This is a genomic window from Halospeciosus flavus, assembly GCF_029814175.1.
Classification (GTDB): Archaea; Halobacteriota; Halobacteria; order Halobacteriales; family Halobacteriaceae; genus Halospeciosus; species Halospeciosus flavus.
The window spans coordinates 1,295,926-1,312,898 of sequence record NZ_CP122312.1 but is presented as its reverse complement, the minus strand read 5'-3'; the positions used below and the strand labels follow the sequence as shown (position 1 = coordinate 1,312,898).

The window sequence follows — 16,973 nt, the reverse complement described above, 5'->3', positions numbered from 1 at the left end:
ATGTCTAGCAAAGAACAACTCAGTCAAGGCGTCATGAGTACGGGTTCGCACACCCGTATCTTCCCCGACGTCGAGGCGTGTATCGACTGTGGTGGGTGTGTCGTCGCGTGCAAGCGCACGTGGGAACTCCCCCGTGACGAACAGCGCATCAGCATCTCGACGATGCTCGAGGGACAGGAGGGTGCCGAGGGGTACAACGCCAGTTCCTCCCAGGCACTCGCCAAGGGGATGGACCCCGGCGAGACGTCCATCCCGATGCAGTGTTACCACTGCGAGAACGCACCCTGTGTGTCGGTCTGTCCGACCGACGCGCTCCGGAAGGACGACGACGGCTTCGTCGACGTCGTCGACGACCTCTGTGTCGGCTGTCAGTACTGCCTCTCTGCGTGTCCGTTCGGTGCACCGCAGTTCCCCGAGTCCAACGACGGGGGCATCGCCGACTTCACGGGGAGTGGCGGTACGATGGACAAGTGTACGATGTGCGAGGAGCGCCAGGACGTCGGCAAGGGTCCGGCCTGTGCCGAGGAGTGTGCGACCGACGCCATCCTCGTCGGCACCACCGAGCAGATTGCCGACGAGATGGAGAAGCGCGAGTCCGAGCCGTTCTTCAACGACGAGGCGATGCACGTCATCTTCGGTGAGGAAGCGGAGGTGTTCAACTGATGGCCGAGGAGGGACCGCTCTCCGAGCGCGTCGCGGTGCTCGTCAGCGCCGTGGTCGGCTTCGCCGTCGCGATCGGCGTGACGTGGTACGTCAGCGGCCCCGCCGACACCTTCTACGAGGCCATCTTCCGTATCGGCCCGACCGTCGAGGGCGGCGGTGTGGGAGCAGACTTCGTCGTCGGCAACACGATGCCGTCGCTGAAGCTCCTCATCGACGTCATCCACTTCGTGGACTTCGCGATGGGCTTCTTCATCCTGCTGATGCTGTTCATCCACTGGGGCGCGTTCCGGCGTCTCGCTGCGCGGATGCAGCCACCGGCCGGCGAGGAGACCGTCGCGACCGACGGAGGTGAGAACCAGTGACGAATCTCGACCACGGGAAGTTCACGCGAGTCACGACGCTGTTCCACTCGCTGCTCGCACTCGACGTGTTCTTCCTCTTCTTCAGTGGCTACGCGGTCATGTTCAACGACGAGCTGTGGTGGCTCGTCGAGCTGATGGGCGGGAACACCGGCGTCCTCGCGGTCCACCGCGTCGCCGGATTCTTCCTCATCGTCCTGACCGTGTTCTGGATCACGCTGATGCTCATCGGTCCGGGTCGACAGAAGAACTTCAAGGAGGTCCTCCCGGACATCAAGAACGACACCCAGGCGATGATCCAGGACGTCAAGTTCGTGCTGGGGAAGGCCGACGAGCGCCACCCCCACGCCCGGCAGTTCGCCGGCTACACCGCCGACGAGGTCCCGCTGCTCTCGTACGTCGGGAAGGGCGTCATCTGGATCTTCGCCGTCGAGCTGACGCTGCTGATGATCTCCGGCATCCTCATCTGGAGCAAGCCGAGTCTGATGCAGTTCATGCAGACGAAGGCCGCCGCGATGGCGTTCGTCGCCTTCCACGGACTGCTCGGCGTCGTGATGTTCATGGGTGTAATGTTCCACATCTTCGAGCACGGCTTCCACCCCGCGTTCTACCCCGTCGAGATGAAGGCGTTCATCTCGAAGGAGGACACCCCCGAACACCACGCCGAGGGTGACCACGAGGGGACCGGCATCGAACAGCTCCGCCTCCGGCCGACCTGGTCGTGGGTGACCAACCTGATGGGTGCTGTGACGGTCGTCGGGATCGTCAGCGTGCTCACGGCGAGCATGTTCGACAGCGCCTACCCCATCCCGCTCGACCTGACGGTCGGCGGTGGACCGGTCAACCTCGCGATGACCGTCGGTGTCAACCTCGGTATCCTCGTCCTGTTCGTCGGGATGATGCTCTCCGTGTACGGGAACGTCCTCCGTGCACGCTTCGAGAGCCAGCGTCACGAGGAACAGGCCGCTGCCACGGACGGCGGTGAGCAGCGCGAGTAGGGCTGCTCACTGTCGATTTTCTTTCGCGACGACCCGATACGCCGATCGACGCCGGCGCCGGCGCGTCGTTAACCTATTTGTGCCCGCGCTCCGAAGGGGTAGTTATGGCAGGTCTACTCACCACGCTGTACGTCCTCGTCATGGTGGCGTTCGGCATCGCCGGCGTCTTCTACATGATGTGGACTGGCGAAGAAGGGATCAGCACGCCGAGCAAACGCAGCGACTACCTCCGGGCGGTGGCCGTGACCGCCCTCCTCGTCTACATGGTCGGCGCGGTCCTTGTCTAGACGGTCAGCAGCTCCGCACCTTCTTCCGAGAGTTCGACTGAAACGTCCTGCCGAGTCTGTTCTGAGATCTGGTCGATGTTCCGCGTGAGGACCTCGAGGATGTCCCGCGGCTCGGGGTAGACGAGTTTGTTCCCCTGGTCGTCCTCCATGACGAGTTGGGTGTCTTCGAGGGTGATCTGGTCGTCGCGGATGTGCGCGACGATGACGTTGAGTTCCTCGGCGCCGCCGGGGTCGCCCTCTTCGACCATCGTAATGTAGAGCGCGTCGAGACCGATGAGGTCCTTGTACTCGCGGACCTGCCGAGCGCAGCGGACCATGTCCTTCGTGACCGCTGTCTTCTCCGGATTCCCGTGCTCCCCCTCGTAACAGTGCTTACAGACGCGGAGTTCGATTCGCATGTACCCCTAGTCCGCCGTTCGCGACATTCAACTTGGCGGTCCCGTAGCAGGGTTCCGGCATCGACTGCCGACGCCGGCGTCGGTGTGTGACCGACGTGTCGTTCCTGCAAGTGTTGCTAGGTGAATACATACCGAGAATAAATCGAGAATGTTTAATGCACCAGGGTGATAGTGAGGTCCAGCATGCCGACTCTCGACTTCGAACCGCGCACGTTCGAGGACATCCCGGCCGAGCGCCGACCGTCGCTGCTGCAGGCGCTCGTCCCCGTCCTCGGTGTCATCGTGTTCCTCGGTGTCGGGTCGGGCTTCCTGAAGCTCGCCCCGCACGGACCGCTCCTCTGGAGTATCGTCCTGACCGGTCTCGTCGCGAAGTACTGGATGGGACTCGGGTGGGAGGACATCTACGACGGCGTCGCCGAAGGGCTCGTGATGGGGCTCCAGGCCATCCTCATCCTGTTCGTCATCTACGCGCTCATCGCGACGTGGATCTCCTCGGGGACCATCCCGGCACTGATGTACTACGGACTCGGCATCCTCACGCCGGAGACGTTCCTGCCGGCGACGGCGCTCCTCGCGGCCGTCGTCGCGTTCTCCATCGGTTCCTCGTGGACGACCGCGGGGACCATCGGCGTCGCGTTCGTCGGCATCGGCTCCGGGCTCGGAATCCCCGCACCGATGACCGCCGGCGCCATCCTCAGCGGCGCCTACGCGGGCGACAAGCAATCACCGCTCTCGGACACGACGAACCTCGCGGCCGCGGTGACCAACACGAACCTCTACGACCACATTGACGCGATGAAGGCCGGGACGGTTCTCTCGCTCGCCATCTCGGTCGTCCTGTTCACGTACCTCGGACTACAGGCCGGTGGTTCGATCCCCGCCGGGCAGGTCGAGCAGATCCGCGGCGCGCTCGCCGGAACCTACAACGTCTCGGTACTCGCGCTGGTGCCGCTGGTCGTCACCTTCGGCCTCGCACTGTACGGCTACCCCGCGCTGCCCTCGCTCGTCGCGGGTGTCTTCGCGGGCGTCGGGACCACGATCTTCCTGCAGGGCGCCGCCTTCACGTCGGCGTGGAACGTCTTCCTCAACGGGACGACGCCCGAGACGGGCGTCGACCTCGTCAACAGCCTGCTCGCCAGTGGCGGGCTCTCTGGGTCGGCGTGGACGATCTCCGTGGTCGTCGCCGCGCTCTCGCTCGGTGGACTCCTCGAAGGGACCGGTATCCTCGCGGTCCTCGCTAACGAGTTGGCAGAACTCGTCTGGAGTCGCGGCTCGCTCGTCGCCGGGACAGGTATCTCTGCGTTCTTCACCAACGCCTTCTCCGCACAGCAGTACATGAGCATCGTCGTCCCCGGTATGACGTTGCGGAACCTCTACGACGAATACGGACTCGACTCGCGGAACCTCTCGCGCGCGGTCGAGGCCTGTGGGACGCCGACCGGTGCGCTCCTCCCGTGGCACGCCGGCGCGCTCTACATGTCCAGCGTCCTCGGCGTCGGGACGCTCCAGTACGCACCGTACTACTTCTTCGCGTATCTCTCACCGCTGTTCCTCTTCGTCATCGCGGCGACCGGGTGGGGACTCGTGCCTTCCGGAGTGGACAGCGACGCGGCCGCCCCCTCTGGCGACTGATCCGAGCGCGGGGGCACCACCGTTAATTCGTCTGGTCACGAAGGAGTCACTATGGATACTGACGTGGCCGCCGAACTCGTCGAACTTCTCCGCGACCGGGACGGCGTAGACCTCCGGGTCGTACTCGCGTACGAGGGTGACGACTACGAGACCGTCTTCGTCCACGACGAGGTCGCCGAACAGTTCACCGACGAGCAGTTCGACGAACTCGCGAAACGGTTCGTCCTGAAGAGCCTCGACGACTGGGTCGAACAGCCCGAGTTCGCCACCTACGGCCACCTCGACGTCGTCACCCGGTGGTTTCACGAGATCGTCGTCGTCCAGGTCCCCGTCGGCGAGTGGTCCGGCGTCCTCCTCTCCTTCGAGCGTGCGGACGTCGAGGACGTCGGTGGAGTCATCGAGGAGATCCTCGACTACGTCGACGAACCGGACCACGGTCTCCGGGAGGAAGAGTTCGACGAGGAGGCCGTCGCCGAGGTCGCCGAAGAGCACTTCGACGACTAGTACTCGCTCCACTCGCTCGGCCCGTCACCGAGACCGACGACGCGGAGTTCCCGACGACCTCCTTCCTCCCGGATCTGGACCATCCCGTCGTAGAGCGGCGCGAACTTGTCGAAGGTGTCCCGGTCGCTCAACTCGACGAGGCCGAGTCCGAGGTAGTTCTGCGACTGGATGCGTCCGTTCAACACGTGGAGGAACCGAAAGACGCGGCGCGTGTCGGCGTACATCAACAGCGTCGGAATCGAGACGAGCGACGAGCGAACGCCGGGGAGCGAACGCCCCGAGAGTGACTGGAGGAGTCCAGTGAGCCGTATCCCGATGTCGGTGACGTCGCTCGGAGAGGCGACGTAGCGGATGGACTCGGTCTCTCTGACGTCTTCGCCGCGCTGTCGGGTCACGCAGTCGACGATGCCGGCGCGTCGCTCGCTCACCGCGTCGGCGAGCGGTGGGGACCGTGAGAGCAAGCGGTTCGCACTGTCCCGGCACGTGACGACGAGGGCGCCCTCCCCACGTTCGCACCCTCGTTCGAGAATGTCCATCGCGATTTGCTCCTTACCGGACATCGGGGGACCAGCAACGAGGAGATTGGTTCCGGGCGGAATCGTCTCGACGGGGAGGGTATCACTCACATCGTACATTTCCACTTCCTGTGTTGCGTTCTCCCGCATGGGGTAAAGTCCCGATGGGGGTCGACGACCGATACTTAAGTAGTGTCGCCATGACGTCGCGTTCGTGGCACTCGAATCGACGCTCGACGTCGAAGTGACCGACGAAACCGTCGAGTTCACGCTCCGCGTCCGGAACGCGGGCGACGGCCCGGTCGACCTCCAGTTCCGGAGTGGGAAGCGGATGGACGTCGCCGTCGAGCACGCCGAGACTGGTGAGATGGTGTGGCGCTGGAGCGAGGGACGGATGTTCACGCAGGTGCTCGACACCCGAACCCTCGAACCCGGAGAAGAGACCGCCTACGAGGTGACGTGGGAGTCGCCGTCTCCGGGGTCGTACCGCGCACGGGCGACGCTCGCGGCCGACCGCGACGTCGCCGCCGAAGCGACTTTCTCAGTCCCGTAGTTCGTCGTAGAGTTGGCGGGTCGCCCGCCGGACGGCTTCGTCGCTGGACTGGTCGGGCTCCCAACCGAGCGCGGAGAGTTTCTCGATGGAGAGGCGCATCTTCGGGACGTCGCCGGTCCACCCGCGCTCGCCGCCGGTGTACTCGTAGTCCGGGTCGAGGCCCATCTCGTCGGCGACGATGTCCGCGATGCGGTTGACCGAGGTGGTCGTCTTCGTCCCGAGGTTGTAGATGTTCACGTCCTCCTCGCCGTGTTCGACGACGTGGGCGATGGCGTCGACGCACTCCTCGACGTGCATGTAGGACTTCTCCTGGCGGCCGTCGCCGAGGATGGTGAGCGTCTCGGGGTTCTCCAGGAGCTTCTCGATGAAGTCCGGGATGACGTTCCCCCGCTGCTTGGGACCGACGATGTTGGCGAAGCGGAACAGCCACACCTGGAAGTCGTAGGAGTGACCGTACACCGAGAGGAGACCCTCGTCGGCGAGTTTGCTTGCGCCGTAGATGCTGATGGGTTCGAGGGGTGCGTAGTCCTCGGGCGTCGGCATCGGTGCCTCGCCGTAGACCGTCGAGGAGGAGGTGAACGCGATGTTCGAGACGCCGGCGTCCTCCATCGCTTCGAGGACGTTGTACGTCATCTCCTGGTTCTCCTCGAAGAGCTTCCGGTCGTTGTCGAAGTTCGTGTCGGTGTACGCGGCGAAGTGGAAGACGACGTCGACGTCCTCCGTGACGACGCCGCCGACCTCGTTGCGGTCGCGTAGGTCGGCCTCGACGAACTCGACGTCGTCGGGGACGCGCTCGCGAGTCCCCTTCGAGAGGTTGTCCACACCGACGACGTCGTTGTCCGCCGCGAGTTCGTCGGCGAGGTGCGAGCCGACCAACCCAGCGACACCGGTGACGAGAATCCGCTTGTCGGAGAGTTCCATACGCGTTGCCAGCGGGAGCGCGAGCAAGTGTGTTCCGCTTCCGCCCATAGGCGTCACTGACGAACCGACGGGACCGGCCGTCCTGGTGGGGCGTGCAGGTCGCGCGGCGATTGGCGCGCGAGAGGGGGCTACCGTCTTCCGAATCCGACTCCCGCGCGTCGACGATCAGGTCACGCGTCGAAGTGGCTCCGTCATCCGACTTGAACCCTCGGCGGCGAGTCGCCGTCGTCGCCTGGCTTCCGGAACCCCTTACCGCCGCCGCACCCACGCTCTAGCCATGCAAGGCGAACCCGAAGTCGCCGTCTGTCGGTTGGGCCACCGACCGGGACGCGACGAACGCATGACGACTCACGTCGGCTTGACGGCGCGCGCGCTCGGTGCGGACCGCGTCGTCTTCCCCGACAACGCCGGCCAGTCCATGGAGACCGTCGAGGACATTACCTCGCGTTTCGGCGGCCCCTTCGAGGTCGAACTCTCCGGGGAACAGAAATCCCTCATCCGCGACTGGGAAGGGCAGGTCGTCCACCTCACCATGTACGGCGAGCGGGTCCAGGACGTCGAGGGCGAGATTCGCGAGGCTCACCAGGAGCGTGAAGAGCCGCTACTCGTCGTCGTCGGCGGCGAGAAAGTACCCTTCGAAGTGTACGAGACGGCCGACTGGAACGTCGGCGTCACCAACCAGCCACACTCCGAGGTCGCGGGGCTGGCGGTCTTCCTCGACCGGCTCTTCGAGGGCCGGGAACTCGAACGCGAGTGGGAAGGCGCCGACCGGAAGGTCGTCCCGAAGGAGACGGGCAAGAAGGTCGTCGAACCCGACTCGGAGGCGAGCGACGAGTGAGCACCCCGAGCGTAACCCCGACGGTTTTAAGGGACTCACACACCCCAGTTACGGATAATGGCTTTTGAGGAGCTGCTCGAGGACCCCGTCGTCCAGAAGTACCTCAACGAACTCGTAGGACCGAAGGGGATGCCGGTCGCCGCCGCCCCGCCGGACGGCGAAGTGACGGACGAGGAGCTCGCCGAGCGTCTCGGCCTGGAGCTCAACGACGTCCGCCGCGCTCTCTTCATCCTCTACGAGAACGACCTCGCGTCCTATCGTCGCGTCCGCGACGAGGACTCGGGGTGGTTGACGTACCTCTGGACGTTCGAGTACGACAACATCCCGGGCAACATGATGGACGAGATGGAACGACTCCTCGAGGCGCTCGACGAGCGTCGCGAGTACGAACTGGACAACGAGTTCTACCTCTGTGAGGTGTGCTCCATCCGCTTCGAGTTCGACGAGGCGATGGACCTCGGCTTCGAGTGCCCCGAGTGTGGCTCACAGGTCGAGTCGATGGAGAACGAACACCTCATCGAGGCGATGGACGAGCGCATCGAGGACCTCGAACACGAACTGGGTGTTGCATAGTGGTCGTCCTCGCCTCCAAGGTGTACGTCACCGGGCAGGCCCGCGAGCGCGCGCTCGACGGACTCCGCTCGATGGTCGACAACGACGTCGGTGACCTCGACGTCGAGTTCGAGGTCGGCGTCCGTCACGACGACTTCCCCACGGTTACCGTCGAGGGGCCAGACGACACCGTCGCGCGGAACGTCCTCCGGGAACGCTGGGACGAGATTACCCCCGAGTTCGAGGAGGGTGAGACCTACACGGGCACCCTCGACAGTTGGGACGCCGAGGGCTTCGTCCTCGACGCCGGCGAGGACATCCGGGTGCCGGCCGACGAACTCGGACTGGGGCCGGGGACGCCCGAACAGGTCCGGACCCGTCTCGGACTGGTCCAGCACATCCCGCTGGAGTTCGTCTACCACGAGGACGGCTCGCGGCTCTCGGACGACCAGCGCGACGAACTGTTCGACTGGACGCGTGGCAACGGCCGCGTGAACGTCAACAGTTCGACGCGCGGTGAGGTACGCGCGACGGTCAACCGCGCGGGCCACGCACAGGACATCGTCACGGTCGAACGGCTCGGCATCCTCGAACAGAGCATCGTCTGCACGGAAGACACCGACCCGCCGGGCCTGCTCGCCAGCATCGGCGAGTACCTGCGCGCCGAGCTGCTCGCCGTCGTTCCATGAAGCGCCGCACGGTCGCCCTCTTCGCGCTCGCCGGGTTGCTCCTCTTCTCGGGGTGTCTCGGGGGCGGCGGTGTGAGCGAGGAACGGTTGAACCGCAACGTCACCTACGACTGGCAGACCGACGCAAACGTCACGGTCAACGTCACGGCGACGGAGTACCACGCCGTCTACGAGATTCGCAACCGGACGGTGCTGAACTTCACACGAGAGACCGAACTCTCCGGGAACCAACCCGTCTCTGTGGCCGGCGTCAAGTTCCGCTACCCGAACGGGACGGTCGTCGGCGCCGACCACCTCCAGGTGACCGAGGAGGGCTCGAAGACCGTGGTCCGCCTCCCGGCCGACCAGGGGAAGTTCGCCTACACGGCGTCCTCGGGAAGTCGGTCGGTCCACGTTCCCGTGGCCGTCTCCGGCTCCCACGAAGTGATCCTTCCGCCGGGCGTCCGGGCCTCGGTCCCGCTGTTCGGGAGCGTCGAGCCTTCCGCGGACTCGCGGACGGTGAACGAGACGACCGACCGCGTCCACTACCGCTGGAAGACGGTCGACGCCAACACCATCAGTATCGACTACTACCTCCAGCGTGACCTCTACATCTTCGCGGGGTTGGTCGGTCTGCTGGTGCTCGTCGGCATCGGCGGCGTCGTCTACTACCGCCTGAAGATTCGCCGACTGGAGCGCGAGCGGACCGAGATGGGTCTCGACCTCGAAGAGGAGTAGGACCTGCCGGACGGCCGACTCATAGAAGATCAAGGCGGAAACCCACGATGTTAGTCGTGGGAGGAAGCCGACAACGGCGGGTCAGTCCACGCTGCGACAACCCGGTTGGGTTTCGAACGCGAACGTTCAAGTGGCTCGTGACCGAATAAATTGATAGTGCCAGTAGGCCACAAGTGTCGGCTGGGACGGGCGGCCAGTCAGCCTGCCCCAAACTCGGGATCGTCGAAGCGAGCGTGCTAGCTTTGCCCGTTCTGGGCACGGCTTCTCCGCACCCCACAGTGGGTTAGAGTGGAGGTCACCGGGAATTAAATGGACGTGCCCTATCGCCTCACACTCGGAAGAGCGTGAGAGTGGCCTTCCATAGCCCTGTACCCCTCGTCGTTTGAAGCGACGATGGAGTACCCGACCGTGGAACGGAGTGGTTCCGCACGGGGAATCGGTAGGTTGCTGTCAGCCGACGACGCTGGTGGTCGCCCGGGCCGAAACCCCATCGCGGGTGGAAGCCCACGACTTCACTCGTGGGTAGCTGACTTTTTCACAGTGCCCCACCTAGGCGTGTCTATGGACGTGGCCGTGTTGACCGTCGGAGACGAGTTGCTGTCGGGAGACACGACGAACACGAACGCCGCGTGGCTTGGCCGTCAGTTGACCGAGCGCGGCGCGACCGTCCGTCGGAGCGTCGTCGTCCCCGACGAGGTCGACGTCATCGCCGAGACGGTCGGTGACCTGTCGGACGCCCACGACGCCGTCGTCGTCACGGGCGGGCTCGGACCGACTCACGACGACGTGACGATGGAGGGGGTCGCCGCTGCGTTCGACCGCGAGATGGTTGAGCACCCCGACGCCGTGACGTGGTTCCAAGAGCACGACTCCTACGACCACCAGAAGCTCACCGAGGGGACGACCCACCTCCCTCGCGGGGCGCGGATGATTCCGAACGACGAGGGCGTCGCACCCGGCGCGGTCGTGGAGAACGTGTACGTCCTCCCCGGCGTGCCCGCGGAGATGGAGGCGATGTTCGAGCGCGTCGCCGCCGAGTTCGGCGGGACCCGGACGTACACGGAGGTCGTCTACACCGACGAACCGGAGAGTGCGCTCCTCGAACGGTTCGAGGAACTCCGCGAGCGCTTCGACGTCGGCGTCGGGAGCTATCCGGGCAACGGCGTGCGTGTGAAGATTCAACACGAGGACGCCGCGCGGGCCGAAGAGGCGGCCGAGTGGCTCCGCGAACGCGTCGAGTTACAGGACGAGTGTCGGGAACCCGCTCAGCGATAGAGATACGCGGTCCAAGCGAGTGCGCAGGCGAGACCGACGAGCAGGACGACCCAACCGGACGCGGCGATGGGGATTTCCGGCGTGTACGCGAGTGGCGTGAACATACGCGGGTGGTCGAACCGCGCGTTCTTGAAGCTATTGAACCGCGGCGAGCGAGACCCGCGCCGTCGACACGGTCGGCCGGCCACCCACACCGCTTTTTCCCGGGCCGCACCTACCCTCGTCCATGCGCACCATCGGCTTCGTCGTCAACCCCATCGCGGGGATGGGCGGCCGCGTAGGACTGAAGGGTACCGACGAGATGGTCGCGGAGGCGCGCCGCCGCGGGGCCGAACAGCGGGCACCCGAACGCGCCGTCGAGGCACTCTCCGCGCTCCGGAGTGCCGACGAAGACATCCGACTCCTCACCTACGGCGGAGCGATGGGCGAAGACGAAGCCCGTGAGGCGGGTTTCGACCCCGTGGTGGTCGGCTACCCGGATCACGAGGAGCGTGGGGAGGGCGCCGAGACGAGCGCCAAGGACACGCGGGAGGCGGTCGCACAGTTCGTCGCGTGGACACCGCCGGAGGCGGAGTCCGACGAGCGAGCGGACGAATCGGGTGCCGAATCCGTCGACCTGATCCTGTTCGTCGGCGGCGACGGGACCGCCGTCGACGTGACGGAGACGCTCGACGACCTCGACGCGGACGTCCCGGTCCTCGGCGTCCCAGCGGGCGTGAAGGTGTACTCCTCGGTGTTCGCCGTCCGCCCGTCCGCGGCCGGACGCATCGCTGCCACCTTCGAGCGCACCGAGGAGCGCGAGGTCAACGACATCGACGAGGCGGCCTACCGCGAGGAGGGCGAGGTCCGCACGGAGTTGAAGGGTATCGTGCGCGTTCCGGTCGCCGAAGAACTCCAGTCGAGTAAGCAACTCGCCGGCGGGACCGTCGAGTCGCTGGCCGAGGGTGTCGCCGCCGAGGTCGAGGACGGCGTCACCTACGTCTTCGGTCCCGGGAGCACAGTCGGCGCTATCGAGCGAGAGCTCGGTTTCGAGGGGTCGCCGCTCGGCGTCGACGTCTGGCGCGACGGGGAGGTCCTCGTCGCGGACGCGAGCGAAGCGCAGATCCTCGACCACCTCGGCGAGCGCAACGAGATCGTCGTCTCGCCCATCGGCGGGCAGGGGTTCGTCTTCGGCCGAGGGAACCAGCAACTCTCTCCCGACGTCGTCCGTCGCTGTGAGGTCACCATCGTCGCCTCGCGAGCGAAACTCGACCAACTGGGTGCGCTCCGTGTCGACACTGGCGACGAGGAACTCGACGAGGAACTCCGCGGGTGGGTACGTGTCCGCACGGGGAAGTACGAGACGCGGATGATGCAGATCGTGTAGGCGCTACTCCTCGGCGTCCGAACGCTCGCCGACCCAGTCGGGACGGAGGTCGTCGAACGGTCGGGTCGCACCGCGGAAGACGCCCCACACCCCGACGGCACACCACGCGACGCCGAGGAGGAGTCGAACCTGCGAGGTCGCCCCTCGCGTCACCGTGACGAGGTAGAGTACCCCGCCACCGAGGAAGAGGACGCCTTGCAGGATCGCGACGGTCCGCCACCGGCCGGTGGAGACCGCGCCGACGAGAGTGAGACCGACGCCCGCGAGGAATCCGGTCGCTACCCAGTACATCGGAGAATTGCCCCCGCGCAGGAGCATCCCGCCGACGAGACCGGCGAAGACGAGGAGATAGACGGTGGCCCCGACGCGTCGCTTCGTCGCCGTGTCCATGGCTACCACGACCGACGGCGGGCGTGTCCAAATCAGTTGGGGGGCCGACCTTATCGATGTATAATGACTGAGAGACAAGACTAAGGTACCTGAGTGCTATCTCTCAGCACATGGACACCCGTAAGGTTCAGCGCCTCGGTCCGTCGACGCTGGCGATGACGCTCCCCGCGGAGTGGGCGCGCCAGCAGGACGTCGAGAAGGGCGACGAGGTGACGCTCAGACAGAGCGGGAAGGGGACGCTCACTATCACACCCGAGTCCGCGCAGGGCGAGGAGACGGAAGCGACCATCCACGTCGAGAACTTCGACGCCGACGCCGTCGAACGCGCCATCGTCGGCCAGTACGTCCTCGGTCGACGCATCATCCACGTCGAGAGTGAGGGCACTCTCGACAGCGCGGCCATCAACGCCGTCTACAAGGCCGAGACTCAGCTGATGGGCCTCGGCGTCATCGAGGAGACGCCCGAGCGCATCACGATTCGCTGTTCGGTCGACCCCGAAGACTTCACGCTCGACAACCTCCTGACGCGCCTGGAGAACACCGGGTCGACGATGCGCAGCGAGGCCGTGAAGGCACTCGCCCACAACAACCCGGACCTCGCCCAGCGCGCGCTCAACCGTGAGCGACAGGCGAACAAAATCTTCGTCCTCCTCCTGCGACTCATCTTCACCGCCTACCAGAACCCGAATCTCGCGCGCGCGGTCGGACTCGACGACGGCTTCCCGCTCATCGGCTACCGGTCGGTCGCGAAGAACCTCGAACTCACCGCGGACAACGCCGAAGACATCGCCGAAATCGTCCTCGAGACCGAGGACAACCCGATCGACATCGACCAGCAGACGATGCGACGCATCCGCGAGTTCACCGACCGCGTCGACGAGATCACCGAACTCGCCGTCCAGGCGGTCGTCGAACGCGACTACGAGCGGACGATCGAAGTTCGAGAGTTGTTCGCCGACATTGCCCACCGCGAGAACGAGATCCTCTCGGACCTCCCCGAGATGGAGAACGAACAACTCCTGCGGGTCCGCGAGGTGCTGGTCAGCCTCCAGCAGACCGCACAGTACGCCATGCGCAACGCCGAGATTGCCGCCAACCTCGCGCTCAACGAGGAGTCCGAGCACGCGACCATCGAGTAGCAGATCCCGCGCGACCGACATCTCTCCTCCACTCCGCTCCAACCCTTTCCGTCCTTTCTCGCCCGCAGCGGACTCTGAGTCGACAGCGTGTACGGTCTACTCGCCGACCACGACGGCAGTCCGCTCCGCGACGTCTAGAACGCCCCCGCTATCGGTCGTGGTCGTCGTGGTTGTCGTCGACGTGGTCGTCGTAGTCGTATCGGCCGTCGTGGTGGTCGTCCCCGACGTCGTCGACGTGGTCGTCGTAGTCGTATCGCTCGTCGTGGTCGTCGTGGTGGTTGTGGTCGTCTCGTTGCCACCGGACGCGGTCGCGTTCGTCTCTTCGAAGATGTGCGTCTCGACGAGGTGTTCGTAGGTCAGCCCACGCACCGGGACGCGGATGGACCCGGCCGGCCCCGCGTCGACGACGGCGTAGAAGTCGATAGTGAGGTGCGTCCGCTGGTCCCGTTCGAGGTGTGAGACCCACCACTCGTCGAGGTGCTGGTTCTGGATGACGGTGGTCGTCTGGACTGCCTTCGCGGTGTGCGGCGGGATGGTGACGAGTTCCTCGGACGTCCCCGAGCCCATCGCGACGTCGTTCATCGTGATGTTGTAGCCGAACTTCGAGACGGTGATGGGGTAGCTCTTCGGGTTGTACATCACGAACGTCATCTCGATGGGGGTCTTCGACTGCGTCACGTCGCCCCACCGCGCGTCGGTGCGGTTGACGTACAGTACGGGGTCGGAGACGACGGCCGTGTTCGCGTCGACCTCGCGGGTCTCGTTCGACTCGAACTGGCCGATGACGTTCGTCGAGATGTGCTGGGGCGCCGGCGAGTAGTGGACGGTCCGGCCGAGGAGTCCCGAGTGGATGGCGGTGTCGATGGTGAGTGTCGTGTTCTCGCCGTTCTTCACGTGCGAGACCCACCACTCCGGAATCTTCTCGTTGGCGAGGTAGGTCGTGAGGTTCACCGTGGAGTTACCGGTACCGATCTTCACTCCCTCTTTGGTCCCGTGAGCCATCTCGATACCGTTCATCGAGACGGTGTAGTCGATGGTCAGTCCACCGAGTCGGACGCTCACCGGGTTCGGGTTGTGGACGACGAGGTCGGTGTAGATGGTCGTCTGCGTCTCGTTGACCGGGCCGAAGTCGTTGTCCATCGCCGCCACGCTCGGGACGCCGACGACCCCGACGACGACGGCGCCGCCGACGGTGACGCCGAGTGCGAGGACGACCGTGACGGCCGTCTTCAGTGTGCTGCCGAACAGGAGCGCGCGGAGGTCCATACCTCGTGTGCCGGGCGCGGGCGACGAAAGCGTTCCGACCCGGAACCTCTAAGAGTTTCCCGTCGGAACGCCCGCACATGACTGCAGACTCCGCCTCCTCCGACAAGAGCCTCGGACTCGGCCTCGTCTTCGGCGTGGTCGCCGCGGCCGCCGCCCTCTCGATGTTCGTCACCGGGCAACTCACCTCCGCGTACGGGTTCGTCGGCGCCGTCCTCGTCGCGGGACTCGCAGTCGCCGCGCTCCACGTCTACGAGTGAAGAGGCGGTGAGTATTAAGTCCAGTAGCCCCTACCCCTAGGTGAATGAGCGACTACACCGAAGAGGAACGCCGTATCCTCGACTACCTCCAGGAGAGTGCGGAGGCGGGCGAGCGGTACTTCCGGGCGAAGTCCATCGCCAAACAGCTCGGCCTCTCGGCGAAACAGGTCGGCGTCCGCCTCCCCCGACTCGCGGAGAAGGCCGACGACGTCGACATCGAGAAGTGGGGGCGCTCCCGTTCGACGACCTGGCGCGTCGAACCCGTCTGAGTTCGAGGTCGGACCGGACCCGAGCGTGTCGGCGGACGCGACCCACGGCTTTTTCCTCGCCCGACCGAAACGGTCGGCTATGACTGTCCGGGTCGAGCGCACGTTCGAGTTGTCGCTACCACTGGAGACCGTCTGGGAGTTCATCGCGGACCCGGCCAAGAGAGCGTCGGCCATCAGCGTTGTCGACGACTACGAATCCGACGGGGAGCGGGGCGTCTGGCACGTCCGCCTCCCGCTCCTCGGTCGGACCATCGACGTCGAGACCCGCGACGTCGAACGTGACCCCCCACGGTACGTGAAGTTCGTCGGCGAGTCGTCGGTGTTCCAGGTCACGGGCGAACACGAACTCGAAGCGACTGACGAGGGGTGTCGGCTGACGAATCGCTTCGTCGTCGACGGCCGACTCCCCGGCGTCGAAACCTTCTTCGAACAGCGCCTCGACGAGGAACTGACGAACATCGAACGCGCCATCCGCGAACGGGAACAGGAGGGTACCTGAATGTCCGAACCACTTACACTCGCACTCGCACAGCTCGAAATCGAGGCGGCCGCGGTCGACGCGAACGTCGAGCGGGCGGTCGATGCCCTCGCCGAGGCCGCTGAGAACGGCGCCGACCTCGTCGTGCTCCCCGAGATCTTCAACGTCGGTTACTTCGCGTTCGACTCCTACCAGCGCGAGGCCGAAGCACTCGACGGCGAGACGCTCACCCGCATCTCGGCCGCCGCCGCCGAGCACGAGGTCGGTGTCCTTGCCGGCACCATCGTCGAGGACCTCGAAGCCTCTGCCGACGCGGGGTTCGACGTCCCCGACGACACCGGACTCGCGAACACGGCGGTCCTCTTCGACCGCGACGGCGAGCGCCTGTCGGTCTACCGCAAACACCACCTCTTCGGCTACCAGTCCGCAGAGGCGGAGTTGCTCGTCCCCGGTGAGACGTTCGATATCGCCTCCTTCGAGGGGTTCGACGTGGGCATCACCACCTGTTACGACCTGCGTTTTCCCGAACTCTACCGCGAGTTGACCGACGCAGGCGCGACGCTCGTCCTCGTCCCGAGCGCGTGGCCCTACCCGCGAGTCGAACATTGGAAGACGCTCCCGAAGGCCCGCGCCGTCGAGAACCTCTGCTACGTCGCGGCCGTCAACGGGTCGGCCGACTTCGAGGACGCCACGCTCGTCGGCCGCTCGACCGTGTACGACCCGTGGGGGACGCCGGTCGCGACGACCGACGACGACCCCGACATCGTCTACACCCGTGTCGACCCCGACCGCGTCGAGGCGGTTCGCGACGACTTCCCCGCGCTCCGCGACCGACGCTACTGAACAGTGGTAACATGGAACGCGAATCGGTCCCGGTCTCGGTGAGTAGGTTTATACGCGAGCGGGCA

General features: G+C 65.5%; 23 protein-coding genes. 18 read left to right on the top strand and 5 right to left on the bottom strand.

The features are described 5' to 3' along the window. The 4 genes from P0Y33_RS06850 (at position 1) to P0Y33_RS06835 (ending at position 2,307) form a co-directional block, all read left to right on the top strand. Positions 1 to 663, top strand: a complete 663-nt coding sequence (locus P0Y33_RS06850) for a 4Fe-4S dicluster domain-containing protein (RefSeq protein ID WP_382268314.1) — start codon at positions 1 to 3, stop codon at positions 661 to 663. After that, positions 663 to 1,025 (top strand): hypothetical protein, encoded by a 363-nt coding sequence (locus tag P0Y33_RS06845; protein WP_279529793.1) that lies wholly within the window; start codon positions 663 to 665, stop codon positions 1,023 to 1,025. Before P0Y33_RS06850 ends, P0Y33_RS06845 begins: the two co-directional genes overlap by 1 nt. After that, complete coding sequence (locus P0Y33_RS06840) at positions 1,022 to 2,020, top strand: cytochrome b/b6 domain-containing protein (RefSeq protein WP_279529792.1); 999 nt, start codon at positions 1,022 to 1,024, stop codon at positions 2,018 to 2,020. Before P0Y33_RS06845 ends, P0Y33_RS06840 begins: the two co-directional genes overlap by 4 nt. A 104-nt stretch (positions 2,021 to 2,124) precedes the next feature. Beyond that, a complete protein-coding gene (locus P0Y33_RS06835) occupies positions 2,125 to 2,307 on the top strand; it encodes a hypothetical protein (protein WP_279529791.1) in 183 nt (60 codons plus the stop codon). Here the strand turns inward: P0Y33_RS06835 and P0Y33_RS06830 are convergent. Then, complete coding sequence (locus tag P0Y33_RS06830) at positions 2,304 to 2,705, bottom strand: hypothetical protein (protein ID WP_279529790.1); 402 nt, start codon at positions 2,703 to 2,705, stop codon at positions 2,304 to 2,306. The genes P0Y33_RS06835 and P0Y33_RS06830 overlap by 4 nt on opposite strands. A gap of 183 nt (positions 2,706 to 2,888) precedes the next feature. Between P0Y33_RS06830 and arcD the strand changes: the two genes are divergently transcribed. Further along, complete coding sequence (arcD, locus tag P0Y33_RS06825; RefSeq protein WP_279529789.1) at positions 2,889 to 4,337, top strand: arginine/ornithine antiporter ArcD; 1,449 nt, start codon at positions 2,889 to 2,891, stop codon at positions 4,335 to 4,337. Positions 4,338 to 4,388: 51 nt separating this feature from the next. Then, a complete protein-coding gene (locus P0Y33_RS06820; protein ID WP_279529788.1) occupies positions 4,389 to 4,841 on the top strand; it encodes a hypothetical protein in 453 nt (150 codons plus the stop codon). Here P0Y33_RS06820 and P0Y33_RS06815 read toward each other — a convergent pair. Then, entirely contained in the window at positions 4,838 to 5,506 is a 669-nt protein-coding gene (locus tag P0Y33_RS06815; protein WP_279529787.1) for an RAD55 family ATPase, read from the bottom strand. The genes P0Y33_RS06820 and P0Y33_RS06815 overlap by 4 nt on opposite strands. Before the next feature lie 64 nt (positions 5,507 to 5,570). On the opposite strand from P0Y33_RS06815, the gene P0Y33_RS06810 reads away from it, so the two are divergent. Continuing rightward, entirely contained in the window at positions 5,571 to 5,909 is a 339-nt protein-coding gene (locus P0Y33_RS06810) for a BsuPI-related putative proteinase inhibitor (protein ID WP_279529786.1), read from the top strand. Here P0Y33_RS06810 and P0Y33_RS06805 read toward each other — a convergent pair. Next, a complete protein-coding gene (locus P0Y33_RS06805; RefSeq protein ID WP_279529785.1) occupies positions 5,898 to 6,830 on the bottom strand; it encodes an NAD-dependent epimerase/dehydratase family protein in 933 nt (310 codons plus the stop codon). The two genes, P0Y33_RS06810 and P0Y33_RS06805, sit on opposite strands and share 12 nt — an antisense overlap. Positions 6,831 to 7,107: 277 nt before the next feature. On the opposite strand from P0Y33_RS06805, the gene P0Y33_RS06800 reads away from it, so the two are divergent. From P0Y33_RS06800 to P0Y33_RS06775, 6 genes are all read left to right on the top strand, one after another. After that, positions 7,108 to 7,668 carry a tRNA (cytidine(56)-2'-O)-methyltransferase gene (locus tag P0Y33_RS06800; protein WP_279529784.1) on the top strand — a complete coding sequence of 187 codons (561 nt, stop codon included), beginning with the start codon at positions 7,108 to 7,110 and terminating at the stop codon, positions 7,666 to 7,668. A 57-nt stretch (positions 7,669 to 7,725) separates the two neighbouring features. Then, a complete protein-coding gene (gene tfe, locus P0Y33_RS06795; protein WP_279529783.1) occupies positions 7,726 to 8,241 on the top strand; it encodes a transcription factor E in 516 nt (171 codons plus the stop codon). Beyond that, positions 8,241 to 8,909: a DUF2110 family protein gene (locus P0Y33_RS06790; protein ID WP_279529782.1), complete on the top strand. Its 669-nt coding sequence runs from the start codon at positions 8,241 to 8,243 to the stop codon at positions 8,907 to 8,909. Before tfe ends, P0Y33_RS06790 begins: the two co-directional genes overlap by 1 nt. Beyond that, positions 8,906 to 9,625 (top strand): DUF5803 family protein, encoded by a 720-nt coding sequence (locus P0Y33_RS06785; RefSeq protein ID WP_279529781.1) that lies wholly within the window; start codon positions 8,906 to 8,908, stop codon positions 9,623 to 9,625. Before P0Y33_RS06790 ends, P0Y33_RS06785 begins: the two co-directional genes overlap by 4 nt. Positions 9,626 to 10,186: 561 nt before the next feature. Beyond that, the gene (locus tag P0Y33_RS06780; RefSeq protein WP_279529780.1) at positions 10,187 to 10,900 is read left to right on the top strand and encodes a competence/damage-inducible protein A; all 714 of its coding nucleotides are present in this window, start codon (positions 10,187 to 10,189) and stop codon (positions 10,898 to 10,900) included. A 226-nt stretch (positions 10,901 to 11,126) separates the two neighbouring features. Next, positions 11,127 to 12,266 (top strand): ATP-NAD kinase family protein, encoded by a 1,140-nt coding sequence (locus P0Y33_RS06775; protein ID WP_279529779.1) that lies wholly within the window; start codon positions 11,127 to 11,129, stop codon positions 12,264 to 12,266. Positions 12,267 to 12,269: 3 nt separating this feature from the next. Here P0Y33_RS06775 and P0Y33_RS06770 read toward each other — a convergent pair whose 3' ends face one another. Continuing rightward, entirely contained in the window at positions 12,270 to 12,656 is a 387-nt protein-coding gene (locus P0Y33_RS06770) for a hypothetical protein (RefSeq protein ID WP_279529778.1), read from the bottom strand. Positions 12,657 to 12,766: 110 nt separating this feature from the next. On the opposite strand from P0Y33_RS06770, the gene P0Y33_RS06765 reads away from it, so the two are divergent. Continuing rightward, positions 12,767 to 13,795: a phosphate signaling complex PhoU family protein gene (locus tag P0Y33_RS06765; RefSeq protein ID WP_279529777.1), complete on the top strand. Its 1,029-nt coding sequence runs from the start codon at positions 12,767 to 12,769 to the stop codon at positions 13,793 to 13,795. 96 nt (positions 13,796 to 13,891) lie between these two features. Here P0Y33_RS06765 and P0Y33_RS06760 read toward each other — a convergent pair whose 3' ends face one another. Continuing rightward, complete coding sequence (locus P0Y33_RS06760; RefSeq protein WP_279529776.1) at positions 13,892 to 15,061, bottom strand: LEA type 2 family protein; 1,170 nt, start codon at positions 15,059 to 15,061, stop codon at positions 13,892 to 13,894. A 77-nt stretch (positions 15,062 to 15,138) separates the two neighbouring features. Between P0Y33_RS06760 and P0Y33_RS06755 the strand changes: the two genes are divergently transcribed. From P0Y33_RS06755 to P0Y33_RS06740, 4 genes are all read left to right on the top strand, one after another. Then, complete coding sequence (locus P0Y33_RS06755; protein ID WP_279529775.1) at positions 15,139 to 15,318, top strand: DUF7525 family protein; 180 nt, start codon at positions 15,139 to 15,141, stop codon at positions 15,316 to 15,318. A 44-nt stretch (positions 15,319 to 15,362) separates the two neighbouring features. Beyond that, complete coding sequence (locus tag P0Y33_RS06750; protein WP_279529774.1) at positions 15,363 to 15,587, top strand: DUF7123 family protein; 225 nt, start codon at positions 15,363 to 15,365, stop codon at positions 15,585 to 15,587. Positions 15,588 to 15,666: 79 nt separating this feature from the next. Then, entirely contained in the window at positions 15,667 to 16,086 is a 420-nt protein-coding gene (locus tag P0Y33_RS06745) for an SRPBCC family protein (RefSeq protein WP_279529773.1), read from the top strand. Further along, the gene (locus P0Y33_RS06740) at positions 16,087 to 16,908 is read left to right on the top strand and encodes a carbon-nitrogen family hydrolase (protein WP_279529772.1); all 822 of its coding nucleotides are present in this window, start codon (positions 16,087 to 16,089) and stop codon (positions 16,906 to 16,908) included. Positions 16,909 to 16,973 lie beyond the last annotated feature (65 nt).